Source organism: Pseudomonas canadensis (genome assembly GCF_000503215.1).
GTDB classification, from domain to species: Bacteria; Pseudomonadota; Gammaproteobacteria; order Pseudomonadales; family Pseudomonadaceae; genus Aquipseudomonas; species Aquipseudomonas canadensis.
The window spans coordinates 56,490-77,910 of sequence record NZ_AYTD01000001.1 but is presented as its reverse complement, the minus strand read 5'-3'; the positions used below and the strand labels follow the sequence as shown (position 1 = coordinate 77,910).

General features: G+C 56.5%; 17 protein-coding genes and 1 tRNA gene. 7 read left to right on the top strand and 11 right to left on the bottom strand.

The features are described 5' to 3' along the window. The first annotated feature begins 118 nt into the window (after positions 1 to 118). Positions 119 to 1,120: a sensor domain-containing diguanylate cyclase gene (locus U367_RS0100285; protein WP_028615252.1), complete on the top strand. Its 1,002-nt coding sequence runs from the start codon at positions 119 to 121 to the stop codon at positions 1,118 to 1,120. A 101-nt stretch (positions 1,121 to 1,221) separates the two neighbouring features. Here the strand turns inward: U367_RS0100285 and U367_RS0100280 are convergent, their stop codons facing one another. The 3 genes from U367_RS0100280 to gabD all read right to left on the bottom strand — a co-directional run bounded on the left by U367_RS0100280 (position 1,222) and on the right by gabD (position 5,472). After that, positions 1,222 to 2,430, bottom strand: coding sequence for an HDOD domain-containing protein (locus tag U367_RS0100280; protein ID WP_028615251.1), 1,209 nt, complete (start codon positions 2,428 to 2,430; stop codon positions 1,222 to 1,224). Positions 2,431 to 2,569: 139 nt separating this feature from the next. Further along, entirely contained in the window at positions 2,570 to 3,847 is a 1,278-nt protein-coding gene (gene gabT / locus U367_RS0100275) for a 4-aminobutyrate--2-oxoglutarate transaminase (RefSeq protein ID WP_028615250.1), read from the bottom strand. Positions 3,848 to 4,029: 182 nt separating this feature from the next. Further along, positions 4,030 to 5,472 carry an NADP-dependent succinate-semialdehyde dehydrogenase gene (gene gabD, locus U367_RS0100270; protein WP_028615249.1) on the bottom strand — a complete coding sequence of 481 codons (1,443 nt, stop codon included), beginning with the start codon at positions 5,470 to 5,472 and terminating at the stop codon, positions 4,030 to 4,032. 371 nt (positions 5,473 to 5,843) lie between these two features. Between gabD and U367_RS0100265 the strand changes: the two genes are divergently transcribed. The 4 genes from U367_RS0100265 to drt3b all read left to right on the top strand — a co-directional run bounded on the left by U367_RS0100265 (position 5,844) and on the right by drt3b (position 11,357). Further along, positions 5,844 to 5,920: transfer RNA gene (locus tag U367_RS0100265), tRNA-Arg, on the top strand. A gap of 472 nt (positions 5,921 to 6,392) precedes the next feature. After that, the gene (locus tag U367_RS0100260; RefSeq protein WP_028615248.1) at positions 6,393 to 7,415 is read left to right on the top strand and encodes a DUF4238 domain-containing protein; all 1,023 of its coding nucleotides are present in this window, start codon (positions 6,393 to 6,395) and stop codon (positions 7,413 to 7,415) included. 722 nt (positions 7,416 to 8,137) lie between these two features. Beyond that, positions 8,138 to 9,406: an antiviral reverse transcriptase Drt3a gene (drt3a, locus tag U367_RS1000000130585; RefSeq protein ID WP_073859981.1), complete on the top strand. Its 1,269-nt coding sequence runs from the start codon at positions 8,138 to 8,140 to the stop codon at positions 9,404 to 9,406. Continuing rightward, positions 9,399 to 11,357, top strand: a complete 1,959-nt coding sequence (gene drt3b, locus U367_RS01000000129815; RefSeq protein WP_050587818.1) for an antiviral reverse transcriptase Drt3b — start codon at positions 9,399 to 9,401, stop codon at positions 11,355 to 11,357. The genes drt3a and drt3b overlap by 8 nt, the downstream gene beginning before the upstream one ends. 361 nt (positions 11,358 to 11,718) lie before the next feature. Here the strand turns inward: drt3b and U367_RS0100245 are convergent, their stop codons facing one another. From U367_RS0100245 to U367_RS0100215, 7 genes are all read right to left on the bottom strand, one after another. Next, positions 11,719 to 12,312 carry a hypothetical protein gene (locus tag U367_RS0100245; protein WP_028615245.1) on the bottom strand — a complete coding sequence of 198 codons (594 nt, stop codon included), beginning with the start codon at positions 12,310 to 12,312 and terminating at the stop codon, positions 11,719 to 11,721. Further along, positions 12,309 to 12,881 carry an RNA polymerase sigma factor gene (locus tag U367_RS0100240; RefSeq protein ID WP_028615244.1) on the bottom strand — a complete coding sequence of 191 codons (573 nt, stop codon included), beginning with the start codon at positions 12,879 to 12,881 and terminating at the stop codon, positions 12,309 to 12,311. The genes U367_RS0100245 and U367_RS0100240 overlap by 4 nt, the downstream gene beginning before the upstream one ends. Positions 12,882 to 13,033: 152 nt before the next feature. Then, on the bottom strand, positions 13,034 to 14,674 hold the full coding sequence (locus U367_RS0100235; RefSeq protein WP_028615243.1) for a vWA domain-containing protein: 1,641 nt from the start codon (positions 14,672 to 14,674) through the stop codon (positions 13,034 to 13,036). Positions 14,675 to 14,786: 112 nt separating this feature from the next. After that, a complete protein-coding gene (locus U367_RS0100230) occupies positions 14,787 to 15,437 on the bottom strand; it encodes a DUF799 domain-containing protein (protein ID WP_028615242.1) in 651 nt (216 codons plus the stop codon). Further along, a complete protein-coding gene (locus U367_RS0100225; protein WP_028615241.1) occupies positions 15,434 to 15,796 on the bottom strand; it encodes a DUF4810 domain-containing protein in 363 nt (120 codons plus the stop codon). Before U367_RS0100225 ends, U367_RS0100230 begins: the two co-directional genes overlap by 4 nt. Before the next feature lie 29 nt (positions 15,797 to 15,825). Beyond that, positions 15,826 to 16,506, bottom strand: coding sequence for a CsgG/HfaB family protein (locus U367_RS0100220; RefSeq protein WP_010214228.1), 681 nt, complete (start codon positions 16,504 to 16,506; stop codon positions 15,826 to 15,828). Positions 16,507 to 16,546: 40 nt separating this feature from the next. Further along, entirely contained in the window at positions 16,547 to 17,128 is a 582-nt protein-coding gene (locus U367_RS0100215; RefSeq protein ID WP_028615240.1) for a hypothetical protein, read from the bottom strand. Between the two features lie 172 nt (positions 17,129 to 17,300). Between U367_RS0100215 and U367_RS0100210 the strand changes: the two genes are divergently transcribed. Both U367_RS0100210 and U367_RS0100205 read left to right on the top strand, forming a co-directional pair. Further along, on the top strand, positions 17,301 to 17,912 hold the full coding sequence (locus U367_RS0100210) for a hypothetical protein (protein WP_028615239.1): 612 nt from the start codon (positions 17,301 to 17,303) through the stop codon (positions 17,910 to 17,912). A 15-nt stretch (positions 17,913 to 17,927) separates the two neighbouring features. Continuing rightward, a complete protein-coding gene (locus tag U367_RS0100205) occupies positions 17,928 to 18,515 on the top strand; it encodes a hypothetical protein (protein WP_028615238.1) in 588 nt (195 codons plus the stop codon). A gap of 63 nt (positions 18,516 to 18,578) precedes the next feature. Here U367_RS0100205 and U367_RS0100200 read toward each other — a convergent pair whose 3' ends face one another. Then, positions 18,579 to 21,167: an autotransporter family protein gene (locus U367_RS0100200; RefSeq protein ID WP_028615237.1), complete on the bottom strand. Its 2,589-nt coding sequence runs from the start codon at positions 21,165 to 21,167 to the stop codon at positions 18,579 to 18,581. Between the last annotated feature and the right edge of the window lie 254 nt (positions 21,168 to 21,421).

Sequence of the window (21,421 nt, the reverse complement as noted above, 5' to 3'; positions counted from 1 at the left end):
GTCCTGTTGACGGAACTTCACTGCAATTCGCCTCTCTCAATGAACACTTCGCCATCATGGTGGCCCCTTGTAGTGACCGCTGTTCCAACTTGCGGCGCGCCCAGAGAGAGTTGTGCCGATGGTTCACGAAAATCCATACTTGCCCGATCCTCCCACCGCTGAACATCCGCGTCCGGCTGCCGCCGCGACCCTGTTGGCGCTGGTGCATGCCCAGGGTGAAGTCGAGCGGTTGAGCGAGCGCGAACAGCTGTTGAGTTCGATGCTGGTGAGCGTGAACGCCGTGCTGTGGGCCATCGATTGGGAAACGCGCCGCGTGCTGTACGTGAGCCCAGCCTATGAACGCGTTTTCGGACGTTCCGCCGGACTGCTGCTGGCCGACCATCGGGAATGGCGCAACAGTATTCACCCCGAAGACCTCGACTACGCCGAGCACAGCCTGGCCCGCGTGCTGGAACAGGGTGCCGTGGAGGACCGCGAGTATCGCATCATCACCGCCGACGGGCAGATCCGCTGGCTGAGCGACAAGTGCTACATCAACCAGCAGGTCGAACCCGGCGAACCGTTGATCGTGGTGGGCATGGCCGAAGACATCACTGAAAAGAAACAACTGGAGCTGGAACTGCACCGTCTGGCCACCACCGACGTGCTGACCCAGAGCAGCAACCGTCGGCACTTCTTCGAATGCGCCAACCAGGCCTTCGATACGGCCTGTGCCCAAGGTGCGCCGTTGGCTTTCCTGCTGCTGGACATCGATGACTTCAAGGACGTCAACGACAGCTATGGCCACCTGGAAGGTGATCAGGTGTTGCGCCGCATCGCCGAGAGCGGTCGCGGGGTATTGCGCCGTGGCGACCTGTTCGGGCGCATTGGCGGCGAAGAATTCGCAGCCGTCCTGCCCGGCTGCGCGCCGGAAATGGCCTTGCAAGTGGCGGAGCGGCTGGGCAGGGAAATTCAGGAACTGAGTTTCAGCTATGAAGGCCAGGTTTTCAGCGTGACTATCAGTCAGGGACTGGCCAGCCTCACCGAACAAGACTCGACACTGGACAGCCTGTTCGCCCGCGCCGATGCAGCGATGTACGAGGCCAAGCGCCAGGGCAAGAACCGTGTCATAGCGGGCTAACACCGATCACCCTGTAGGAGCTGGCTTGCCAGCGATGGCGGTGTGTCAGCCTCCACTGCTATCGCTGGCAAGCCAGCTCCTACAGGGGTTCGGTGTGGACTTCAGGCCTTGCGGATCCGCGTCAGTTCCGCCAAGCCGACCTTGAGTAATCGCGCAGTCTTGCCCCTGGCCAGCGCTTCCAAACCTTCATGCTCAGTCAAACGCGCCATCTGCGCCGCCAGGTTCACCACCAATGCATCCCTGGCATACACACCGCCCTCCAACGAGTAAATCGCCGCGATCAACTGGCGCAGTTCCAGCGGCAAACGCCAACGCGCGCGCAGTGCCGAACCATAGGCTGCGCCGAAGGTGTAGAGCGACTCACCAATCGCTTCCTCATCCAGTGCACCACCGCCCTGGCGCCAATCTTCCAGGCAGCGCAACAGCGCCAGGTCACCGAGCCGATGGAGGATACCAGCGCTGTAGCAGCGTTCGTGGTCCAACTCCAGCATGCGTGCCAGCCGCCGAGCGTAGTCGGCGGTGTCCTGGGACAACTGCCAATGGCGCTCCGCATAGGCCACCAAGGCCGGGTCGCCCAACACCACGTTGTGCTTGAGCGCCAGGCCGAGAATAAGGTTCATGCTTTGCCCCGGCACCAGCTTTTGCAACGCAGCAGGCAAGGTTTGCACGGGGGTACCGTGATGGCCGGCGCTGTTGGCGGCGGCGATCAGCACGGCGGTGATTTGCGGGTCCATGCGCACCTGGTCTTCCAGGCGCTTGAGGTCCAAGCCATCGGGGCCGAGACTGTGTTGCACGGCGGCTTTCACATCGACTCGCAAGGGTGCGCCATCGGACGCTTCGCGGCGGCGCTCAAGGAACACCGGCAAGGTCATGCCCGGCGCCAGCGGCGGAATCTCGCAGTACACCGTTTCGCCTTCATTGAGCAGCAGGTCTTGCAGGCGCTGGGTCAGGCCTTCCATGTTCAGGGGTTTGGTCAGGTACGCCGTGGGCGCCAGTGGCAAGGCTTCGCGCACGCTGGCGCTGTCATTGCGACTGCTCAGCAGAATGAACGGCAGACCGGGCGAGCGACGCTTCTGGCGTACAGTGCGCAACAGGCTCAAGCCGTCGACACCCGGCAGCTCCCAATCGGCCAGGATCAGATCGTAGGCTTTCTCTCGCAGCAACGTCGCCGCCTGTTGCCCATCGGCACACACATCCAGCCGCGCGTCGCAGCGCACATTCAACAGCACTTGCTTGAGCAAATCCCGCGACCAAGGGTCCGCCTCGGCAATCAACACACGGGGTACAGCGGGTAAATCAACAGCAGTCATCCAGCACGCTCCATCGGCAATGCTGCAACCTTAGACAATGCAGACGCCTGCGTACAATGAACACGGCCTGAATGTGCGGCAATGGGCATAAAAAAACCCGCCGAAGCGGGTTTTTTCTGTCGATCAGGTCAGCATCCGCTTACAGCTCGGAGAAGCACTCTTCGATGATCGCCAGGCCTTTGTCCAACTGCTCGTCCGGCGAGGTCAGCGGGACCAGTACGCGCAACACGTTGCCGTAGGTGCCGCAGCTCAACAGGATCAGGCCCTTGTCACGTGCCTTGGCTACCACGGCGGCAACCGCAGCGGCGTTTGGCTTGTGGCTGTCGCCACCTTCGAACAGCTCGACCGCGATCATTGCGCCCAAAGCGCGCACTTCGCCGATCACCGGGTACTTGGCCTGGATAGCTTTCAGACCGGTCACCAGACGCTCGCCGACAGCCTTGCAGCGGTCCAGCAGGTGCTCTTCTTCGAACACTTCCATCACGGCCAGGGCCGCGGCGCAAGCGATCGGGCTACCGGCGTAGGTGCCGCCCAGGCCGCCTGGCGCGATGGCGTCCATGTACTCGGCCTTGCCGCACACACCAGCCAGCGGGAAGCCGCCGGCGATGGACTTGGCGAAGGTGGTCAGATCGGCGGCAACGCCCATCTGCTCCATGGCGAAGAAAGTACCAGTACGGCCGGCACCGGTTTGCACTTCGTCAGCGATCAGCAGGATGCCGTGCTTGTCGCACAGTTCACGCAGGCGCTTCATGAAGGATTTAGGCGCGACGTAGAACCCACCTTCGCCCTGCACCGGCTCGATGATGATCGCAGCGATATCACGCGGCTCGGCATCGTTCTTGAAGATGCGTTCGATGCTGGCGATGGCGTCGTCGTCGCTCACGCCGTGCAGTTCGTTCGGGAACAGCGCGCGGAACACGCCGCCTGGCATCAGGCCCATGCCGGCCGAATAAGGCACGACTTTACCCGTGAGACCCAGGGTCATCATGGTGCGGCCGTGGTAGGCGCCGGTGAAGGCAATCACACCGGCACGGCCCGTGGCGGCGCGGGCGATTTTCACGGCGTTTTCGACGGCTTCGGAACCGGTGGTGACCAGCAGGGTTTTCTTGGCGAAATCACCTGGGACCTTGGCGTTGATTTTTTCGCACAGTTCCACGTAAGGCTCGTAGGCCAGTACCTGGAAACAGGTGTGCGTCAGCTTGTTCAGTTGCTCGGTCACGGCCGCGATGATTTTCGGGTGCACGTGGCCGGTGTTCAGCACGGCGATACCGCCGGCGAAGTCGATGAACTCGCGACCTTCAACGTCGGTCACGGTGGCGTTCTTCGCGGATTCGGCGAAGATCGGGTGAATCTGGCCAACACCGCGCGGGACAGCGGCTTCGCGGCGTTTCATCAGGGATGCGTTGGTCTTGCTCATAAAGTCCTCATTCGCCACTCATCGGGTGGCGTGGTCCAAGGAATACGTGGCGGGGAGGCAACTGCGGCAGCATGCGATGATCGACTGCCACAGCTTTCCCGGCCACTACGAATTACGGGGTGAAACACGCAAAGGGTCAGCGCTCTCGTGCCCTCTGCGTTTGCTGCGATCTCTTGCTGAGCTTAGATGCCCAGGCAGAGGTATTTGATTTCCAGGTAATCCTCGATCCCGTACTTGGAGCCTTCACGGCCCAGGCCCGAGGCCTTGATGCCGCCAAACGGCGCCACTTCGTTGGAGATCAACCCAGTGTTGACGCCGACCATGCCGTATTCCAGGGCTTCGGCCACACGGAACACACGGCCCAGGTCGCGGGCATAGAAGTAGGAGGCCAGGCCGAACTCGGTGTCGTTGGACATCGCGATCACTTCGGCTTCGTCCTTGAAACGGAACAGCGGCGCCAGCGGGCCGAAGGTTTCTTCCTTCGCCACGGCAGCGTCCTTCGGCACGTCGACCAGGATAGTCGGCTCGAAGAAGTTGCCTTCCATCACCTTGCCACCGGCCAACAGCTTGGCGCCTTTGCTCAGGGCATCGGCAATGTGTTCCTGGACCTTGGCCACAGCTTTTTCGTCGATCAGCGGGCCAGTGGTCGTGCCGTCTTCCAGACCGTTGCCGATTTTCAATTTGGCGACTGCCACTTTGAGTTTTTCGGCAAAGGCGTCGTACACCGAATCCTGAATGTACAGGCGGTTGGCACAGACGCAGGTCTGACCGTTGTTGCGGTACTTGGAAATGATCGCGCCTTCGACGGCCTTATCCAGGTCCGCGTCGTCGAACACGATGAACGGCGCGTTGCCGCCCAGTTCTAGGGAGACTTTCTTGATGTCCTTGGCGCATTCGGCCATCAGCTGACGACCGATTTCGGTCGAGCCGGTGAAGGACAATTTGCGCACAATCGGGTTGCTGGTCAGCTCGCCGCCGATGTCGCCAGCGCTGCCGGTCACAACGCTCAGCACGCCTTTCGGGATACCGGCACGGTGCGCCAGCTCAACCAGGGCCAGGGCCGAGAACGGCGTTTGCGAAGCCGGCTTGATCACCATGGTGCAACCCGCGGCCAGGGCCGGGCCGGCTTTACGGGTGATCATCGCGGCCGGGAAGTTCCACGGGGTAATCGCAGCGGTCACGCCGATCGGCTGCTTGATCACGATCAGGCGCTTGTCGGGCTGGTGGCCCGGGATCACGTCGCCGTAGATGCGCTTGGCTTCTTCAGCGAACCACTCGATAAAGGAGGCGGCGTAGACAATTTCGCCCTTGGCTTCGGCCAGTGGTTTGCCTTGCTCGAGGGTCATCAGGCGGCCGAGGTCGTCCTGGTTTTCGATCAACAGTTCGAACCAGCGGCGCAGCTTGTTGGCGCGCTCCTTGGCGGTCAGTGCACGCCAGGCCGGCAGCGCCTTGTCGGCGGCTTCGATGGCGCGGCGGGTTTCAGCGGCGCCCATCTTTGGCACGGTGCCAAGAATCTCGCCCGTGGCAGGGTTGTTGACCTTGATGGTCTGACCGTTGTCCGCATCGACCCAAGCGCCATCGATAAAGGCTTGCTGGCGGAACAACTGGGCATCTTTAAGCTGCATGTCGGCTTTCCTTAACAGCACCGCGCGCACGCGGAGCGAATTAGAGTTGTTGAAAGGCGCCTTGTGGGCTGCCGTCAGGGAAATCAGCCCCAGCGCGCAAGAGAAGTGGAAGCGCGCGCGGGAGACAGAGCGTTTGAAATCTCAAACGAATCCTAGGATCAATGGGGGTGCAGGGCAATAGTCTGTTCGAAAAAAAGAACGAAAACGGCGCATTTGCCGAAACTTTCTGATCAGCGTGTTTCAGCCAGGTTCCAGCACATCGATCAGCGGCACCCGGCGCAGGGCCTCTGCGGGGCCAACTCCTACGTATAAACGCCCAAAGACCAGCATGGACGCCCAAGGTCGACATGGGTATGATGTCGCCCGCACAAGCATCCGTAGCTCAGCTGGATAGAGTACTGCCCTCCGAAGGCAGGGGTCGTGGGTTCGAATCCCGCCGGGTGCACCAGATATGATGAAAAAGCCCCAGGTCGAAAGACCTGGGGCTTTTTTGTGGGCGATTTTTTGTAAGCCTTGGGGCGCAACTTTCTGGAATTTTCAGATAGTTGCATCTCATATGGCTCTTGTGATCTCAGGGCGGCAGCTGGCATTGCTCCTAGCCTGCAATTCTGCGTTAGGTGTGTTGTCACGCAATGAATAGGGCTTTGGTCTGAACGTAAATAAATCTGTCCCTATTTTCCCCATTTTCACTCCTATAAGAATGCCTTACTCCCAACGCACGTAACACCTAGCAGCGGCAACGCAGGGCCAAAGCGGTCGGCCGTGAATACCAGATTATTGTTGTGAGCTTTACCAATTAGAAACCGCGGTTGTTTAAGGAGTACAGAGCCACGAGAGCCTATGGCAGTGGTTGCCAGTCCGGCGGCACTGAGCATGTATGATTGCCCTGACCTCCCCCTTCACAACGGGAAAATGCGCCGATGCCGCAACTGCGTAAAGACAACCATTACGTGCCCAAGCTTTACCTGAAGCAGTGGGCTGATACGGGCCAAATCCTCACTTATCGGCTATTGGTCCCTAGCAATAATGTTCCCCTGTGGAAAAAACAGTCGCTGAAAGGAATTGCCTTTCACCAACACCTCTACACCTACCTTGCAGGGCAGGAAGAAACAGACGAGTTCGAACGCTGGCTCGACAATGAATTTGAAAATCCTGCGGAGGAAGCTATCCGTCGAGTTGTTCGAGAAGATCGGATGCTGCCCGAGCACTGGAGACGGCTGGTGCGGTTCGCGGTTGCCCTAGACGTACGCACTCCGGCTCGTCTGAGACAGTTCATACGCCGACAGAACGAGACATTGCAGACATTAATGGATGAAAGCATGCAACGTTCCGCCCTTAAAATGGAGCAGGCCGCTCAGAGGAACCAACCATTCCCAATATCTTCGGATGAAAGCGTTGCCCCCTCTCTCTTCAAAATATCCATCGAGACTCTCCCGGAGGGAGGCGGTCAAGTAAAAGCAGAAACCGTTGTGGGAAGGCGATTGTGGATTTGGCAAATGAGGCACCTGTTAACCAAAACGCTAGGCCGCTTACCAACTCACAAATGGACTATCTTGCATGCTCCGGATGGTATGTCATGGCCCACATCTGACAACCCGCTTATACGTCTTAATTTTCAGGACTCGAAGAACTATGACTTTGGTGGTGGGTGGGGAGTCAATAATGGAGACATACTCCTGCCCCTAAGTCCGAAGCACTTACTCTACACCTGCATCGGTAACCAAGTGTGGCCGCGAGGTACCACACTTGATGTTAAGACGGCTAGCTTGATACGGAAGATGATCATTGAGCATGCTGATCGCTACGTCTTTGCTGAGGAAGCTAGTGATGTGCACTTGATCCGGCCCAGACTGGTTTGCTCAGAAACATTTAAAAATGAGTTGTCAACCTGGCAAAACTGGCATGCTGAACAGTGCCGGGCAGAAAGGGAAATGCAAAGCTGATTGACCGCGAGCTCAGCATCTGAGGCATTGAAGCAGGCCCGTCAGAATCGCCAGTAGGTGGCCGCTACGGATCAGTTGCAGTCCTTGAGTTCTTAGCCGACGTCTCCTCCTGACTGATTCCCCCTGTCAGCACGAATGCAAATGACAGATCGGTGGCGACGCGATCCGGTAGCCACGTGAGCCGCAATGACGCAACTGATCCCACTGTTTAGGAAAACCACCACTGGCCGGCTGGCGCTCCACCCGGCGCGCGCCGTTGTCCCCCACCACACCTGCGGGCTAAATACCTCGATTTCCCTGCATACGCTGCGGATGTCCTAGCCCATTGCCACAGCATACGATCAGCCTTTAGCAACCTATGAAATTACCCTGCGAATCCCTGCACGCCAGCCTGATTTGGTCCACATCAATGACCGCAAAACCGAGCAGCCCTAAAGAAAAATGTAACTGACGCCTAACGAGTTGGCTTCTGGGGTATTCGGGGGGCTCAAAAAAGCTCATACCCTGGACTCTAAAACGCGGTATTCACAACATGAATGAGATCTGTTCGGTGATCAGGCCAATCCAAACCCGAGATTGATACTCCTTTCGCATTGGCACTGGGCGGGATCGAAAGTCTATGCGACTATCGACCTCAATGGTTTGAAGAAGCACCCCGAAGATTAAGTTAAACGCTAACGCTCACCACAATCTGGATCTCTTCCCAGAGGCTAGGAGGCCAAATGTTCGATCAAAGCTTCAACGAAACCTCTCTTAGCCGAGAGATCAGAAAATCGGACTTCCGGAAATATCGAGCGTTACACAACGATAGTGAACGACAAAAGCAAATAACTGACGCTTGTACTCGGGGCAAGGATGGCTTTCCAGACCTAAGTGCTTTCACAATAAGTACAATTCGAGGCAAGTGCGTAGTTAAAGTCCCGAAATTTTCGGACGAACTCACTCTGAGAAAAATCAACGCAAACGTCCTAAAACTGGCAAATATTAGAATGATGGATAGAGACTCCATTGTAGCTAATATTGAAGCACTACTATCAGAAGGCATTCAATACCGGATTTATCGACTCGATATAAAAAGCTTTTACGAGTCAATTTCTTTAGCTGATATTTCATCGCGAATTGAATCGATAAAACTTCTTTCTTCACCAACAAAAAGACACATATTAGATATATTACGATACTTTCAAAGATCAGGTCAGAATGGTATACCTAGGGGACTATCTGTAAGCGCAACGCTTTCCGAACTAATACTTTCCGACTTCGATAAAAAAGTCTCAAGCCATGCGGAAGTTTTCTATTTCTCCAGATATGTCGACGATATAATCCTAATAACGAGCGGAGACGAGAATAGGCGAAAATTCACTAAACTCATTAAGTCTTGGCTACCAACGGGATTAACACTAAACAGCAAGAAACAAGTCATAAAAGAAAGATCGCGCGTGTACAACGAAAAAGGCGCAGCAATTCAAGCGATAAATACAAAAGAGCCCGCGATAGACTTTGAGTTCTTAGGCTACAAATTCAAGGTGAAAGAGCAAACTTCAAACGACGGAAAAAAACCGAGAATAGTGGATTTAGATATCGCAGATACAAAGGTCAATAAAATAAAGACCAGAATAATCAAAAGTCTCCTCTCATACGCAAGCGATAAAGATTTCGAGCTATTAGAGGATAGGATTTCTTTTCTCTGCTCCAATTTTAGCGTAATTGATTCGGATCGAGACAGAAAAAGGCTGGCCGGTATTTATCATAATTATCACCGAATTTCCCACGAGAAATCTGAAGCTTTAAGCGAGTTAGACCTATTCCTGAAAAAGGTTATAACTTCAGGGCATGGAAGGGCCTGTCATCTATTCTTTTGCAATACAAATGACACACAAAGAAGAAATTTATTGCAGTGGAGCTTTCGACGGGGCCACGAGAAAAAAATCTACTTACATTTCTCAGAAAAGCGTCTTTCTGAGATACAACGGTGCTGGAAATATGTCTAAAGGAATCATAAGGGAAAAGATAAGGAAAGACGATTTTCTCCGGATTCTTTCTACGGAGACGTTACCTTATGAAACACCGTTAATACATTCAAATGATGGCTTTCATAAAAATATCAAGAACGGAGACAAGAATGAAATTTTTGTAGCCATTATCAATAATATCATTAAGCAACAAAACCTCAAACCGACAATACCCTACAAGTACAAAATCAGAAAAACCACTACAGAGCTTCGCACGTTAGCGATCATACACCCCGCCTCACAGCTGAAATTTGTAGAGTTCTACAAAAAATATGGGAAATTAATTTGTCACTTTTGTAACTCCAGCGCATTTTCTATAAGAGCACCTTACAAAGTAGCGAGTACTTTCTTCTATAAAAACTCCTGGGAAAACATAAGCGAGTTTAAACGGGGCGATGTCAGCAACGTAGATACAGATCAGTTGACAAAGCACAGCAGTTCATATTTCGCATACCGCGGACACGATAGGCTTTTCAAGTTCTATAACTCGAAAGATTTTTTGAATATAGAAAAAGATTACGGAATTTTTTTGTGCTTAGATGTCTCCAAGTGTTTTGACAGTATCTATACACACTCAATAGCCTGGGCTACAAAATCCAAAGAAAACACTAAGAGCAATCTAAGAATCACTACAACTTTTGGGCAAGTTTTCGATAGCCTAATGCAACAATCCAACTACAATGAAACTAACGGAATCCTTATCGGACCGGAAATTAGTCGAATCTTCGCAGAAATTATTTTTCAACGTATTGACAGCACAGTAGAGCAGCGGCTAGATAGTTTAAGCCCTCCAGCGACAAATGGAAAAGATTATACAATAAGAAGATATGTAGACGATATATTTATATTCGCCAAAACTAATGAGCATACCAAACTCATAGCGGAAATATATACAGAAGAGCTCAACAATTACAACTTACATGTCAACCGGAATAAGGTAGTACAATACTCACGCCCTTTTTTCTCAACAAAATCCAGAGTGATCACAGAAACCAATTTCGCAATCAACACTTTCAGCGACAACTTTCTAGACTCTCGTGAAAACAATGAAAAGCTTATTCCAAAACGTATCTATAATTCTAAAAAATTAACAAAAAGCTTCATTGACAGTGTGAAGTCAATTTGTTCAAGCAACCAGGTAGATTATGACTCTGTGTCATCGTACATAATTTCTGCGATAACCAACCGTATTAAAAAAATAATAAATATCAAAAGCCCTGAAGAGATAGAAGTAACGAGCCACTACACTGATGCACTTGACACACTAACTGAAGTTTTATTTTTCTTTTATACCACAGCACCATCAGTCAATGCTTCTTATAAGCTATCAACCTCTATCATACTGATATCTCGATTCACCAAAAAATACCTTCCAGAGCATAACGCCTCAATAAACCAACGCGTCCATGAACTAACGCTACAATTGCTAACCGGCGACTTGATTTACTTCAAATCAACCACTAGAAATTTTGTTTACTTAGAAGCTCTTAATATTGTACTGGCCTGCTCTGAACTCGGAGTTGATTGCATGCTTCCACCCGTAGTTCTTAACGAGCTTTTGACGGCGCAGAGTTCATATTATGATCTTATGAGCTGCCTGTATTATATAAAAAATCTCGAAGCATATTCACCGACAAAAACGATCGTGGAAAGAGGTATAGATCTATCGCTCCGTGATTTATCTGACTTATCGACAAACACGGAGAAAGCCTGCATTTTTCTAGACTCAATCTCTTGCCCATATTTAGATGACGATAGGAAGTCGAAATATGTGAAACGTTTTTACAGAAGCATTGGGCAAAAGATCCCTAATGACCAGCAAATTAATGGTTTTCTAAAGAAGGCCTTAACTATGCCGTGGTTTATTAATTGGACCGAAATTGATTTACTCAATATGCTTGAGAAAAAAGAGTTGAAAGAAGTTTATTAGTGTCGCTTAATAGCCTAGTGGGAGATGGTCAATATACCCTCCACGCCTGCTTTTTGGGCGATTACTCGGATATGAGGTGCTGAACACCTCCATGCTAGGTGCCTATCCGGGAGCCTCATTTTAGGATGAGGCACACACTAAGGGGTGAGGCCATCTTTCACTACTCATGACGACTCACAGCACGCGCGCCCCTTGCCAGTCGCTAAAAACATGTATCCCTCTGTGTACCCCAGCAAATAAAATAAAATAAAAACCCTTATAAATCATCTATTTAGTTGTCAGGTTTAAGGCCCGCCGGGGCACCAGATATGATGAGAAAGCCCCAGGTCGAAAGGCCTGGGGCTTTTTTGTGGACGACGATTCAGTGTTTCTGCAACGCCTCCAACAGCGCCGGCAAATCTTCACCGGGAAAGCGCTTGTACAACTCCAACAGCTTTTCATCCGCCGCCTTGGTTTCCCCAGCCTCACGCAGGCTCACAATCTCCTGCAACCCCTCCTCCAACCCCGGCAACACCACCGGCGCGCGCTTGCTGAGCTTGGCGCTCGATTCATCCGCCATCGAGCCCATGACTTGCGCGCTCTCAGCCTTGGGGGCTACAGCCAGTCGGGCCACCGGCGCCGGCGCGGACATCGGTGCCGGGGCGGGACGCGCGGCTTCCTCATGAACCGCGGAGAAGGTCGCGGTGGAGATTTCGGGTTGCGGCACGGGTTCGCGCGTCACCACGCCGATCATCAATGCCAAGCCTGCGACGGTGGCGAATGCCATCTGCCAGCGTGGTCGTTGGCAGGCTTGCAGCCAGCGTTGCCACAGGCTTGGCTGCGGTGCCGGGGCTTCACTGCGGGCGGCGTTGAGGATGAAGGCGTCGAGGGACGCGGGCGGCTCGCCGGTGCTGTGTTGACGCATGTGCTGGAGCAGCACGTCGTCGGGGTCCTGGGTGTGGCGGGAGTCGGTCATGCGGGTATCTCCTCGGCCAGCAGGCGGCGCAGTTTCTGCTGGGCGTAACGCAGGCGGCTTTTGACGGTTTCCAGCGGGGTGCCGGTGAGAGCGGCGATTTGCGGGACTTCGAGGTCGCCGTGCAGGCGCAGCAGGAAGACTTCGCGCTGGTCTTCGGGCAGGTCTTGCAGCGCGGCGTCGAGTCGCGCCTGGTCGCGGCTGAGGCTCAGTTGCTGCTCGGGGCCGGCGCTGTCGTCGGCCTGGGCGTGCAGTTGCTCGTCGTAACTGTCGTGCAGCGGGTTGTGGATGCCGTGCTTGCGCCAGTAATCGATCAGGCGGTTGCGGGCGATCTGGAACAACCATGTACGAAAACTCGCCCGGCCTTGTGGCTGGGTGGCGCTGCGGATCAGGCTGAGCCAGGTCTCCTGGTAGATTTCCTCGGCCAGTTCGGCCTTGTTGCTCAAGGACACGAGGAATCGGTACAAGCCCTGGCGGTGCCGGGCGTACAGGGCTTCGAACGCGGCGCTGTCGCCGGTTCGGTAGCGGGCCAGCAGCGCTTCGTCGCTGGGTGAATCATCGGGTACGGCCATGTAGGTGGCGAACTCCTTTCGATGGATCAATGCAGATTTCTTGTGGGAGCCGGGCTTGCCCGCGATGCAGACGCTTCGGTGTTTCAGTCACACCGCATTGATGCTATCGCAGGCAAGCCAGCTCCCACATTGGTTCGACGCTGCAGGCAAATTCAGTGTTTGAGGCTTTGAGCCAGCTCCACCAACTGCACGAACTCGTTACGCAAGCCGAACGGGTCATTGCCTCGGGCTGAGCGGGCCAGTGCGGCAGTGTCCTGCAGGCTCATGCTGCCAGTGTAGCGGCCATCGCCCTTGAGCTGTTGGGCGAAAGCGGCCACGGCTGCCGCGAAGCGCAGGTCATCGCTGGCGTTGGTGGACTCATTACTGATGGGCCGCTCGATCAGCTGGCTTTCACCACCCGCCGCAGGCTTGTAGCGCACACGCAGCATCGCCAGCTCAGTGGATTTATCTTCGGCGGTCGACGCAGCAGCGTAGCGCAAGGGCTCCAGCCAACCCTTCTGGCCCTTCGGCACAATTTCGTACAACGCCGTGACCGTATGCCCTGCGCCAATTTCACCCGCGTCGACCTTGTCGTTGTTGAAATCCTCACGCTTCAGGGCGCGGTTTTCATAGCCCAGCAGGCGATATTCGCTGACACGCGCAGGGTTGAATTCCACCTGCAGTTTCACGTCCCGAGCCACAATCGCCAGGGTCGAACTGAGTTGGTCCACCAGTACCTTGCGCGCTTCGCGAAGGTTGTCGATGTAGGCGTAGTTACCGTCGCCTGCATCGGCCAGCTGTTCCATCAGGTGTTCGTTATAGTTATCCACACCGAACCCCAGGGTGGTGAGGGACACGCCGCTTTTACGCTGTTCAGCCGCCATCTGCTTGAGGCTGTCGAAGTCACTGATACCCACGTTGAAGTCACCGTCGGTCGCCAGCAGGATGCGGTTGATGCCCTTGTCGATAAACCCTTCGCGGGCCATCTGGTAGGCCAGTTCGATGCCGGATGCGCCCGCCGTTGAGCCGCCGGCAGTGAGTTGGTCGATGGCGTTGCGGATCTTCACCTTGTCCCGTCCGGACGTGGGCTTGAGTACCACACGGGATTCCCCGGCGTAGACCACCAATGAAACGCGGTCCTGTTCACGTAACTGATCCACCAGCAATTTCAGCGTACTTTTCACCAGTGGCAAGCCTTCGCGGCGATCCATGGAACCGGACACATCCACCAGGAATACAAGGTTGGCCGGCGCCAACTGCGCCACGGCGCGGTCGGAGGCCTTGATGCCGATGCGCAGCAGTTGGGTGCGCGGGTTCCATGGTGTGGCGGCGACTTCGGTGGTCACGCCAAAGGGCGAGCCGTCGGTGGGCAGCGCGTAGTGGTAGGGGAAATAGTTGACCATTTCCTCCAGTCGTACAGCGCCGTCGGGCGGCAGGCTGCCTTGGTTGAGGAAACGTCTTACGTTGGCGTAACTGCCGGTGTCGACGTCGACACTGAAGGTAGACACCGGCGTTTCAGCCACGCGATGCACCGGGTTGTCCGGCAGGTTTTCGTAGTGTTCGCGAGGTTCGCTGCGGTAATCCATCGCCGCGGACTCCTGCATCACCATTCTGGCGCTCATGGGTGCGGGCATGGGCATGCGTTTAGCTAACGCGCCTTGCACGGGGATGCTTTGCAACTCGGAAACAGGCGCCGCTTCGTCACGCTTGGCCACATCATGGGAAGAGGACAGCCCACAACCGGTCAGCGTCACCAGCAAGGTAACCGCAAAGCCCTGGGCAGCAGGACGCAGGAAGAGCAGAGGATGGGACATGGGCTAAACCTCGTGAATGAATGATCCGTTCACAAGGTCAGACGCAAGGTGCTGGCTGTTCGGGTTAAACCGTTCGGCGGGACAGAAACACCTGCCCCGCCGAACCGCTCAATCAGTCAGTACCGTATTTCGGGTTACGCGGACCGTACAGGATCCCCGCACGCTGCCCCGGCGACAGCAGGCGCGCACTGGTAATACCGGCGATCGGGTGCGCCGCATCGGTGGAGCTGTTGATCACCTGCTTGACCGCCGCCGTGATCAGCATGCCGACGATGCCGCCGCCGTTGTTGTTGCCTTCCTCGCTGGACGCGTGCGCCGAACCGGTCCACAGGGTGGTGCCGGTGCGCAGGTCGACCAGTTTGGCCGAGGCCGTCACGGAGGTATCGCTGGAGATCAGCATGTACTTGGTGCCGTAATCAGTCACGGTGATGTACAACGCTGAATCCGCGCCAAAGATGTCATGCAGCTTGGCCGGGGGCACGGCCTGGATATCGTTGGCAGTGGTCAGGCCATTCTGGCGGAAGGTTTCATCCACCAGGGCAATCGGCAACACGTAGTAACCGGCTTCGGCCAACGGGTAGGTCACTTGCGAGACCATGCTGTAGGAAGCCTGCACTTCCGGCGACTCATTGAGCGGCGGCAGTACCAGGATCGACTTGGGCCGCGCCTGCTTGTACGCCGTGTAGTCGATGGTCTTGGGGGCCGCGCAACCGCCGAGCAAGGCCAGGGCCAGCAAGGCGCCGGTGAGTTTCAACAGGCTCATTTGGTTGCGACTCCAGTCTTGGCATTTTTCAGCAGGAAATCCATGTACGCAGCGGACTCAGGGAACAGCGCCTTCTCGGTGCGGAATTCCTGCACCATCTGGTCATCCTTGCCCATGCTCAGGTACAGCATGCCCAAGTGGGCGTGGTAACCCGGCGGGGCCTTGCGGCCACTGGCGTTGATCTTCTGCAGATCCCGCTCCAGCGCCTCGACCTGCGCTTCCTTGGGCTCGCCCTTGAAGTACTCGTAGACCTGCGGCTGGTAGCTTTCCCACTGATACAGGGGTTGGGGCGCCGTCTGGCACCCCGCGACCGTCGCCACTGCTGTCAGCACCAGCGCCAACTTGACTGCCTTGCTCATCCTTGTACTGCTCCTTGAGGTGCTGCTGATCAGTTGCGTGGGTTCCAGGCGCCGGCGTTGATGCCGTCGACGAGGCGGTTGATAGCTTCACGCATGGCCAGGTCGAGGACCTTGCCATTGAGGGTGGAGTCGTAGCTGGCGGTGCCGCCGAAGCCGATCACTTCACGGTTGGACAGCGCGTACTCACCGGCGCCCTGGGTGGAATACACCACTTCGGAGGTGCTGATGTTGACGATATTCAACGCGACTTTGGCGTAAGCCACTTGGGTCTTGCCACGGCCAAGGATGCCAAACAGCTGGCGGTCGCCGGTTTCTTTGCGGCCGAACTCGGTCACGTCGCCCGTCACCACGTAGTCAGCGCCCTTGAGCTTCTGCACGGTGCCTTTGATCGCGGCTTCCTGGGAGATCTCGCCCATGTTGTCGCGGTCGAGCACGCTGAAGCGGTTGGTCTGCTGCAGGTGGGTGATCAGGATGGTCTTGGCCTGGCCGCCGAGGCGGTCAACGCCGTCGGAGAAGATGCCGCGCATGTAGCTGGAGCGGTTGTCGAACTTGCCCACGGCAATCGGTACACGCACGCCTGAATAGGCGACGTTGGCGCTGGCGACTTGTTCCACCGGCATGGCGCGGTTGCTCTCCGTGGCGCAACCGGCCACGGTCAACAGCGCTGCGGCGGTGAGGCCGGACAGCAGGATTTTTGACAGTGTTTTCACAGGGTGCTCCTAAGTGGAAAAACGGGTGCGGCAGCTAAGGCTAGCGGGACGGAATGTCGCGAAGGTCGTCAACGATGAATCGGCTCAATAAACCGGTGTAGAAGGTCTCGACGCTGGAATTGCCAGAGTTGGTCAGCACACCGGCCATCGTTTTCATGTTCTGCCAGTCGCCCTTGTACCCACCTGGCATCAACCCTTGGCGAACCTGAGAGAAATGCAGCACCTCGGCGCCGGCTTTCTTGACCTTGACCTGGTAGTTGAAGTCGACACTGGCGAGGATGGTCTTGTCATCGACAATGGCCGTCATGAAACCGCCTTGGGTGTCTTGTATGCGCCGGGTATAAATGACGTTCACATCCAGCAGGTAATCGGCCTTGTCCTTGCTGCTGGCGTAGCGCTTGGCCTTGAGCAGGCGGTCGACCAGATCGACACCCAGTTGCTGGCGCACTTTGTCATCCGGCAGGAAGCGTTCGTTCTTTCCCACCACCTCAACATCGAAGGTGTCGAGCCAGTAAGTAGCCGTCTTGGGAATAGTCACCGGCGCCGGAGAGATGTAGTAGTCCGGCTTGGAGGCACAGCCCGCCATGAGGCAGGCCGCGAGAAACACGGCAAGCAAGCGCATGTCTGAATTCGTCCCTGAAAAGTATCGTGCTTTAAACAATCGCGGCATTTTACGGGGTTGAGAGCGGTTCTCAAGGTGTTTCGACAGGTTTCGTACAGTGACGAATACGCCTCAAGTTATCCGCCGCCCAGTCGAGACACTGACTTGGCCTGCTCACTTATAGGGATATTGCGTGTTTAAAGTACTGCTTCGGGCTGCGGCCCTGCTGACGGCGTTGTCGATGACCGGCTGTGTCTCCTACACCGTCACCGGCCCTATCGGCGCCCCACTCCACCCAGCATCCGTCAGCAGCGCGCGCAGTGCCCAAGTCGCCGATGTGACGGTGAATGCCAGCGACGTCAACGAGGCCAACAAAACGGCCATCAGCCGCTCCCTGACGGCCCAGATCAATCAGTACGTACGCTCGGCGGGCTATTTCAAGCAGGTGACCGAGTATCCGGTACGCCTGGGCGAACACGACGTCACCCTCAAATTCAATATGACTTCCCTCAAGGGGCATCGCGCCCCGCACCCGGCCTATGTACCCGGCGCGCTGCTGACGCTGACCATTTGGATCTGGGTCAACGGACCGATCTACGTCGACAGCTTTGACGTCGCCGGCGACCTGGTCATCGTCGATCGCGATGGCAAGGAACTGGCGTCGGCGAAGGAGTCGATCAAGTTCGAACACAACGTCGGGTTGTACAGCGGCCAGTACTGGGCGCCGTCGATGGGCGGCCAGCAACTGACCAAACTGGTCACGCAACTGCTCGACACCGCTACCGCCAACCTGGCGAAACCTTAGTTTCAGGAGCAACACATGAAAGGATTGATCAAACACTGCCTGGTACTCGCGGCCGTCTTGCTGACCGGCTGTGTGTCCTACTCACAACACGAACTGCCAGCGGTCCAGACCTGGCCTCCGACGGCTAACGCGCCGGCGCAAAAACCGACGGTGTATGTGCGCACCACGGCGCAAAACCACGTCAACGGCGGTCCAGGCAATGCGGCGGTCGGGGCCCCGGTCGTACTGTGGGAAAAGGCGGTGTCCGACACTTTCCAACAGTCCAATCGCTTTTCGCGGGTCAGCACCGACAAGGTCGACTCGGACCTCTATGTGGATGCCACGCTGCACAACAATGAAGAGTACAGCCCGGTGTCGGCGTTCATCACCGGCTTCACGATCTGCATCATCCCCACCACCGCAAAGAACATCTTCACCCTTGAAACGGTGTTCAAGGACAAGGACGGCAAGGAATTGGGCCGGGTCAAAAAGAGTGAGTCGGTGCGCACCTGGGTGCACCTGGTGTTGATCGTGGGCCTGCCGTTCCAGACCGACACGCGGGAAGTGGTCGAAGCGTTGACGCGCAGTACGCTGGATGAGGCGGTGCAGCGCAAGTTGTTCTGATGAAATCGGTGGCGACGGAGCGGGCTCCCTCGCCACCGGTACAGCGTAATGCCTTAACCGAGCTTAAAACGCATACCGCGCCTTGAGCATCACACCATCGGCATCAAACCCACTGCGCGCCTGACGGGTGTAGCTGGCGCCTACGGTGAAGTCTGAAACCTGGTAGTTCACACCCACACTGGCCTCGTAGCTATCACGTGCCACTGACGCGCCGGTCACAGTGAATGCCGAACCACCGAGCATATAGCTGGAAGTTTGCGCCACGCGATCGCCCATCAAGTCGTGATACGCCATCAACGTCGCTTCCGGCTGCAGGCTGCCTGCGCCCATCGGCAGGTTGCCGGCCAGACGCACACCGGCGCCCAGTTCGCCCACTTCATAACGCTGCGAACGTGTGCTCAGGGCGGCAGACGACCCTTTCTCGTCGTAGCCATCCATGCGTACGTTGGCGTAACGCGCAGCCACACGAGGCTCGATCACGACCGTCTCGGACGGCTTGAAGCTGTAGCCGCCGATCACACTGGCCGACAACACATTGCTGTCGTAGCTGCCCTTGGCCGTGGTGCCAGCAATGTGGCGCTTGCTGTCGTTGTCGTTATGACCGTAGCTGAGGCTGCCGTCGACAAACCAGTTCTGCAGCGCCCAGTTGCCGTACAGCGACAGCGCGTGGCCCTCGACATCGGTTTTGTTGCCAAGGTCGGAATGGATGTTGGAATTAAGGTAGCTGTACGCCACACCCAACGTGGTGGTGTCGTTCACACGACTGTCCACACCCACCGCCATGCCGCTGCTGTTGGCCGAGTAGCCGTTGTCACCACCACGGCCGTCCTGGTCCATGTTGCTGCTCAGGCCCTGCACCCACACGCCACCGGCCTGGTGGCTTTCGCGTTGGTCAGTGAGGCGATTGAAGATCGCGCCGTTGATGACGGTTTGCCCGGACAACGCCACATCCAGGGCGCCACGGTTGACGTCAGGCTTGAGCTGGTCACCGATCTGCGCCAGTTGCTGCGCCGTACCGGCGTTGGCCAGGGCCTGGAACACCTGATCGTTTTGGCCGAGTCGGCTCAATACGTCGTTCTTGAAGGTGTTGACCGCCGTGGCCGAAGCCGCGCTCGCGCCTACGCCAGCCAGTTCCTGCTGCACTTGCTGGTTGTCTTTGACCGCCACCACAGCCTTGACCGTTTGTGCGTCGTCCGAATAGCTGAGCACGTCCAGCAGCGACGAAGAACTGGCCACGGACAGCCCGCCATCTTGCACGCTGGTGGCTTGCAGCAGGGTGTATTGGGTGCCGCTGTTGGTGCTGGCGAAATCACCTGGGTTGGCGCTTACCGTCAGCTTCGAGGCTTGGGCAAAGTTGGCTGCGCCGTTGACGGTCAAGTACGGCGTGGTCGGCACTACGCTGTCGGAAAGGTGCATATCAATGCCGGCGCCGCTGGCTACGTTGAGGTTGCCGGTAATGGCAGTGCCTGGCGCGGAGAGGTTCAGGGAACCTGAGTTGATCGACACCGGCGCAATGATGCGGCTGCCTGTGAAACCCGCCTGGCCGTCGATGTTCACCGCGTTCAGGTTCAGCACGTCACCGATGATGTTGCCACCCGTCCAATTCAGCGTCGCAAGGTTGGCTGCATCAATCGCGGTGCCGGAATTACTGCGGATTTCACCGGCCTGCTGGTTGATTTCAAAGGTCGAAACCTGATCGGCCGGGTTGACGCTGATGGCGGTGCCATCCGCACGGATGATCCCGCGGTTGACGATACCGCGTGAGCCCGCCGCGCTGTTTTGCGCGAAGTCGGCCCCGGAGAATTCGAAAGCCCCAGCATCGGTGCCCAGGCCTTCGATGGTGCCGGTATTGAGGATGTAATCGAAGGTGCCCTGGTACACCAACATGCCACGCGCCCCCAAACCATTGGCCGAGATCAAGCCACTGTTTTCGATTCGCAGCGGGCTGGTATCGGTTTCAACTTCGATGCCCCAGGCGCCTTCGCCTGTCGCCTTGATGGTGCCGGAGTTGAGGATCTTGCCGCCGATGGTGGTCGGGGTGTTGTTGTCACGGTCCAGTATGATGCCGATCGCGCCTTCACCCGCCATGTCGATCAGGCCAGTGTTGGAAACATCCCCGGCGATGGTGGTGCCATGCAGGTAAATACCCTCGCCCCCACCGATGAAGGAGGGAAATGGTGCCGGTGTCGAAGGCGGCGTCGAACGGATGGTGCCGGAGTTGATCACACTGCCGCCAATGACCGTCTTGCCGATCTCCATGCCTTCGTCGCCGCCATTGTTCATCGAAATGATACCGGCCTGCTCTACGTTACCCGTGACAGAACCAGGGCTCAGGTTCTGAGGACCGGTCCAGTACATCGGGTCCAGCGCAATGCCACGGATGGTACGGCCATCGGCATTCAGCGTAATGTCCGCGCGGTTGATCAACGAGCCCTGGATGTGGGTATTGGCGACCCCCAGCCCTGCAGCGGCCGTGCTGTTCTGATCGACCACCTGGGTGGTCTGCCCGGTGAGCACCAACGACTCGTTGTAGGTTTCGCTGATGAACATCGTTTTGCCCGCTCCAAGGTCGACATCCACCGCCAGCACCTGGGTGCTGATTGCGCCGACCATGGCTGCCAACAGGCTTTTCTGGAACTGCTTGCGCTTCATTTCTAACTCCATGAACTACAGATCAAAGCCGCCAATAGGCCCGGCGGCCGTAGATGTACCAAGCGAAGGATCAAAGGATCCGAGTGCATACCCTTGTCGCGCGTGCCGGATGCGCAGGTGCAACCCTTCGCACCGCGAAAGGCAGTGACGAGGCAGGGAATAGGGGGAAAAGGCTCACATTAATCCTTAATGCTGTTGAAAACGTTGCAGTCCATGCAGCCCAACCAGATGTGGTTGGGCGGGGTAAAGACATT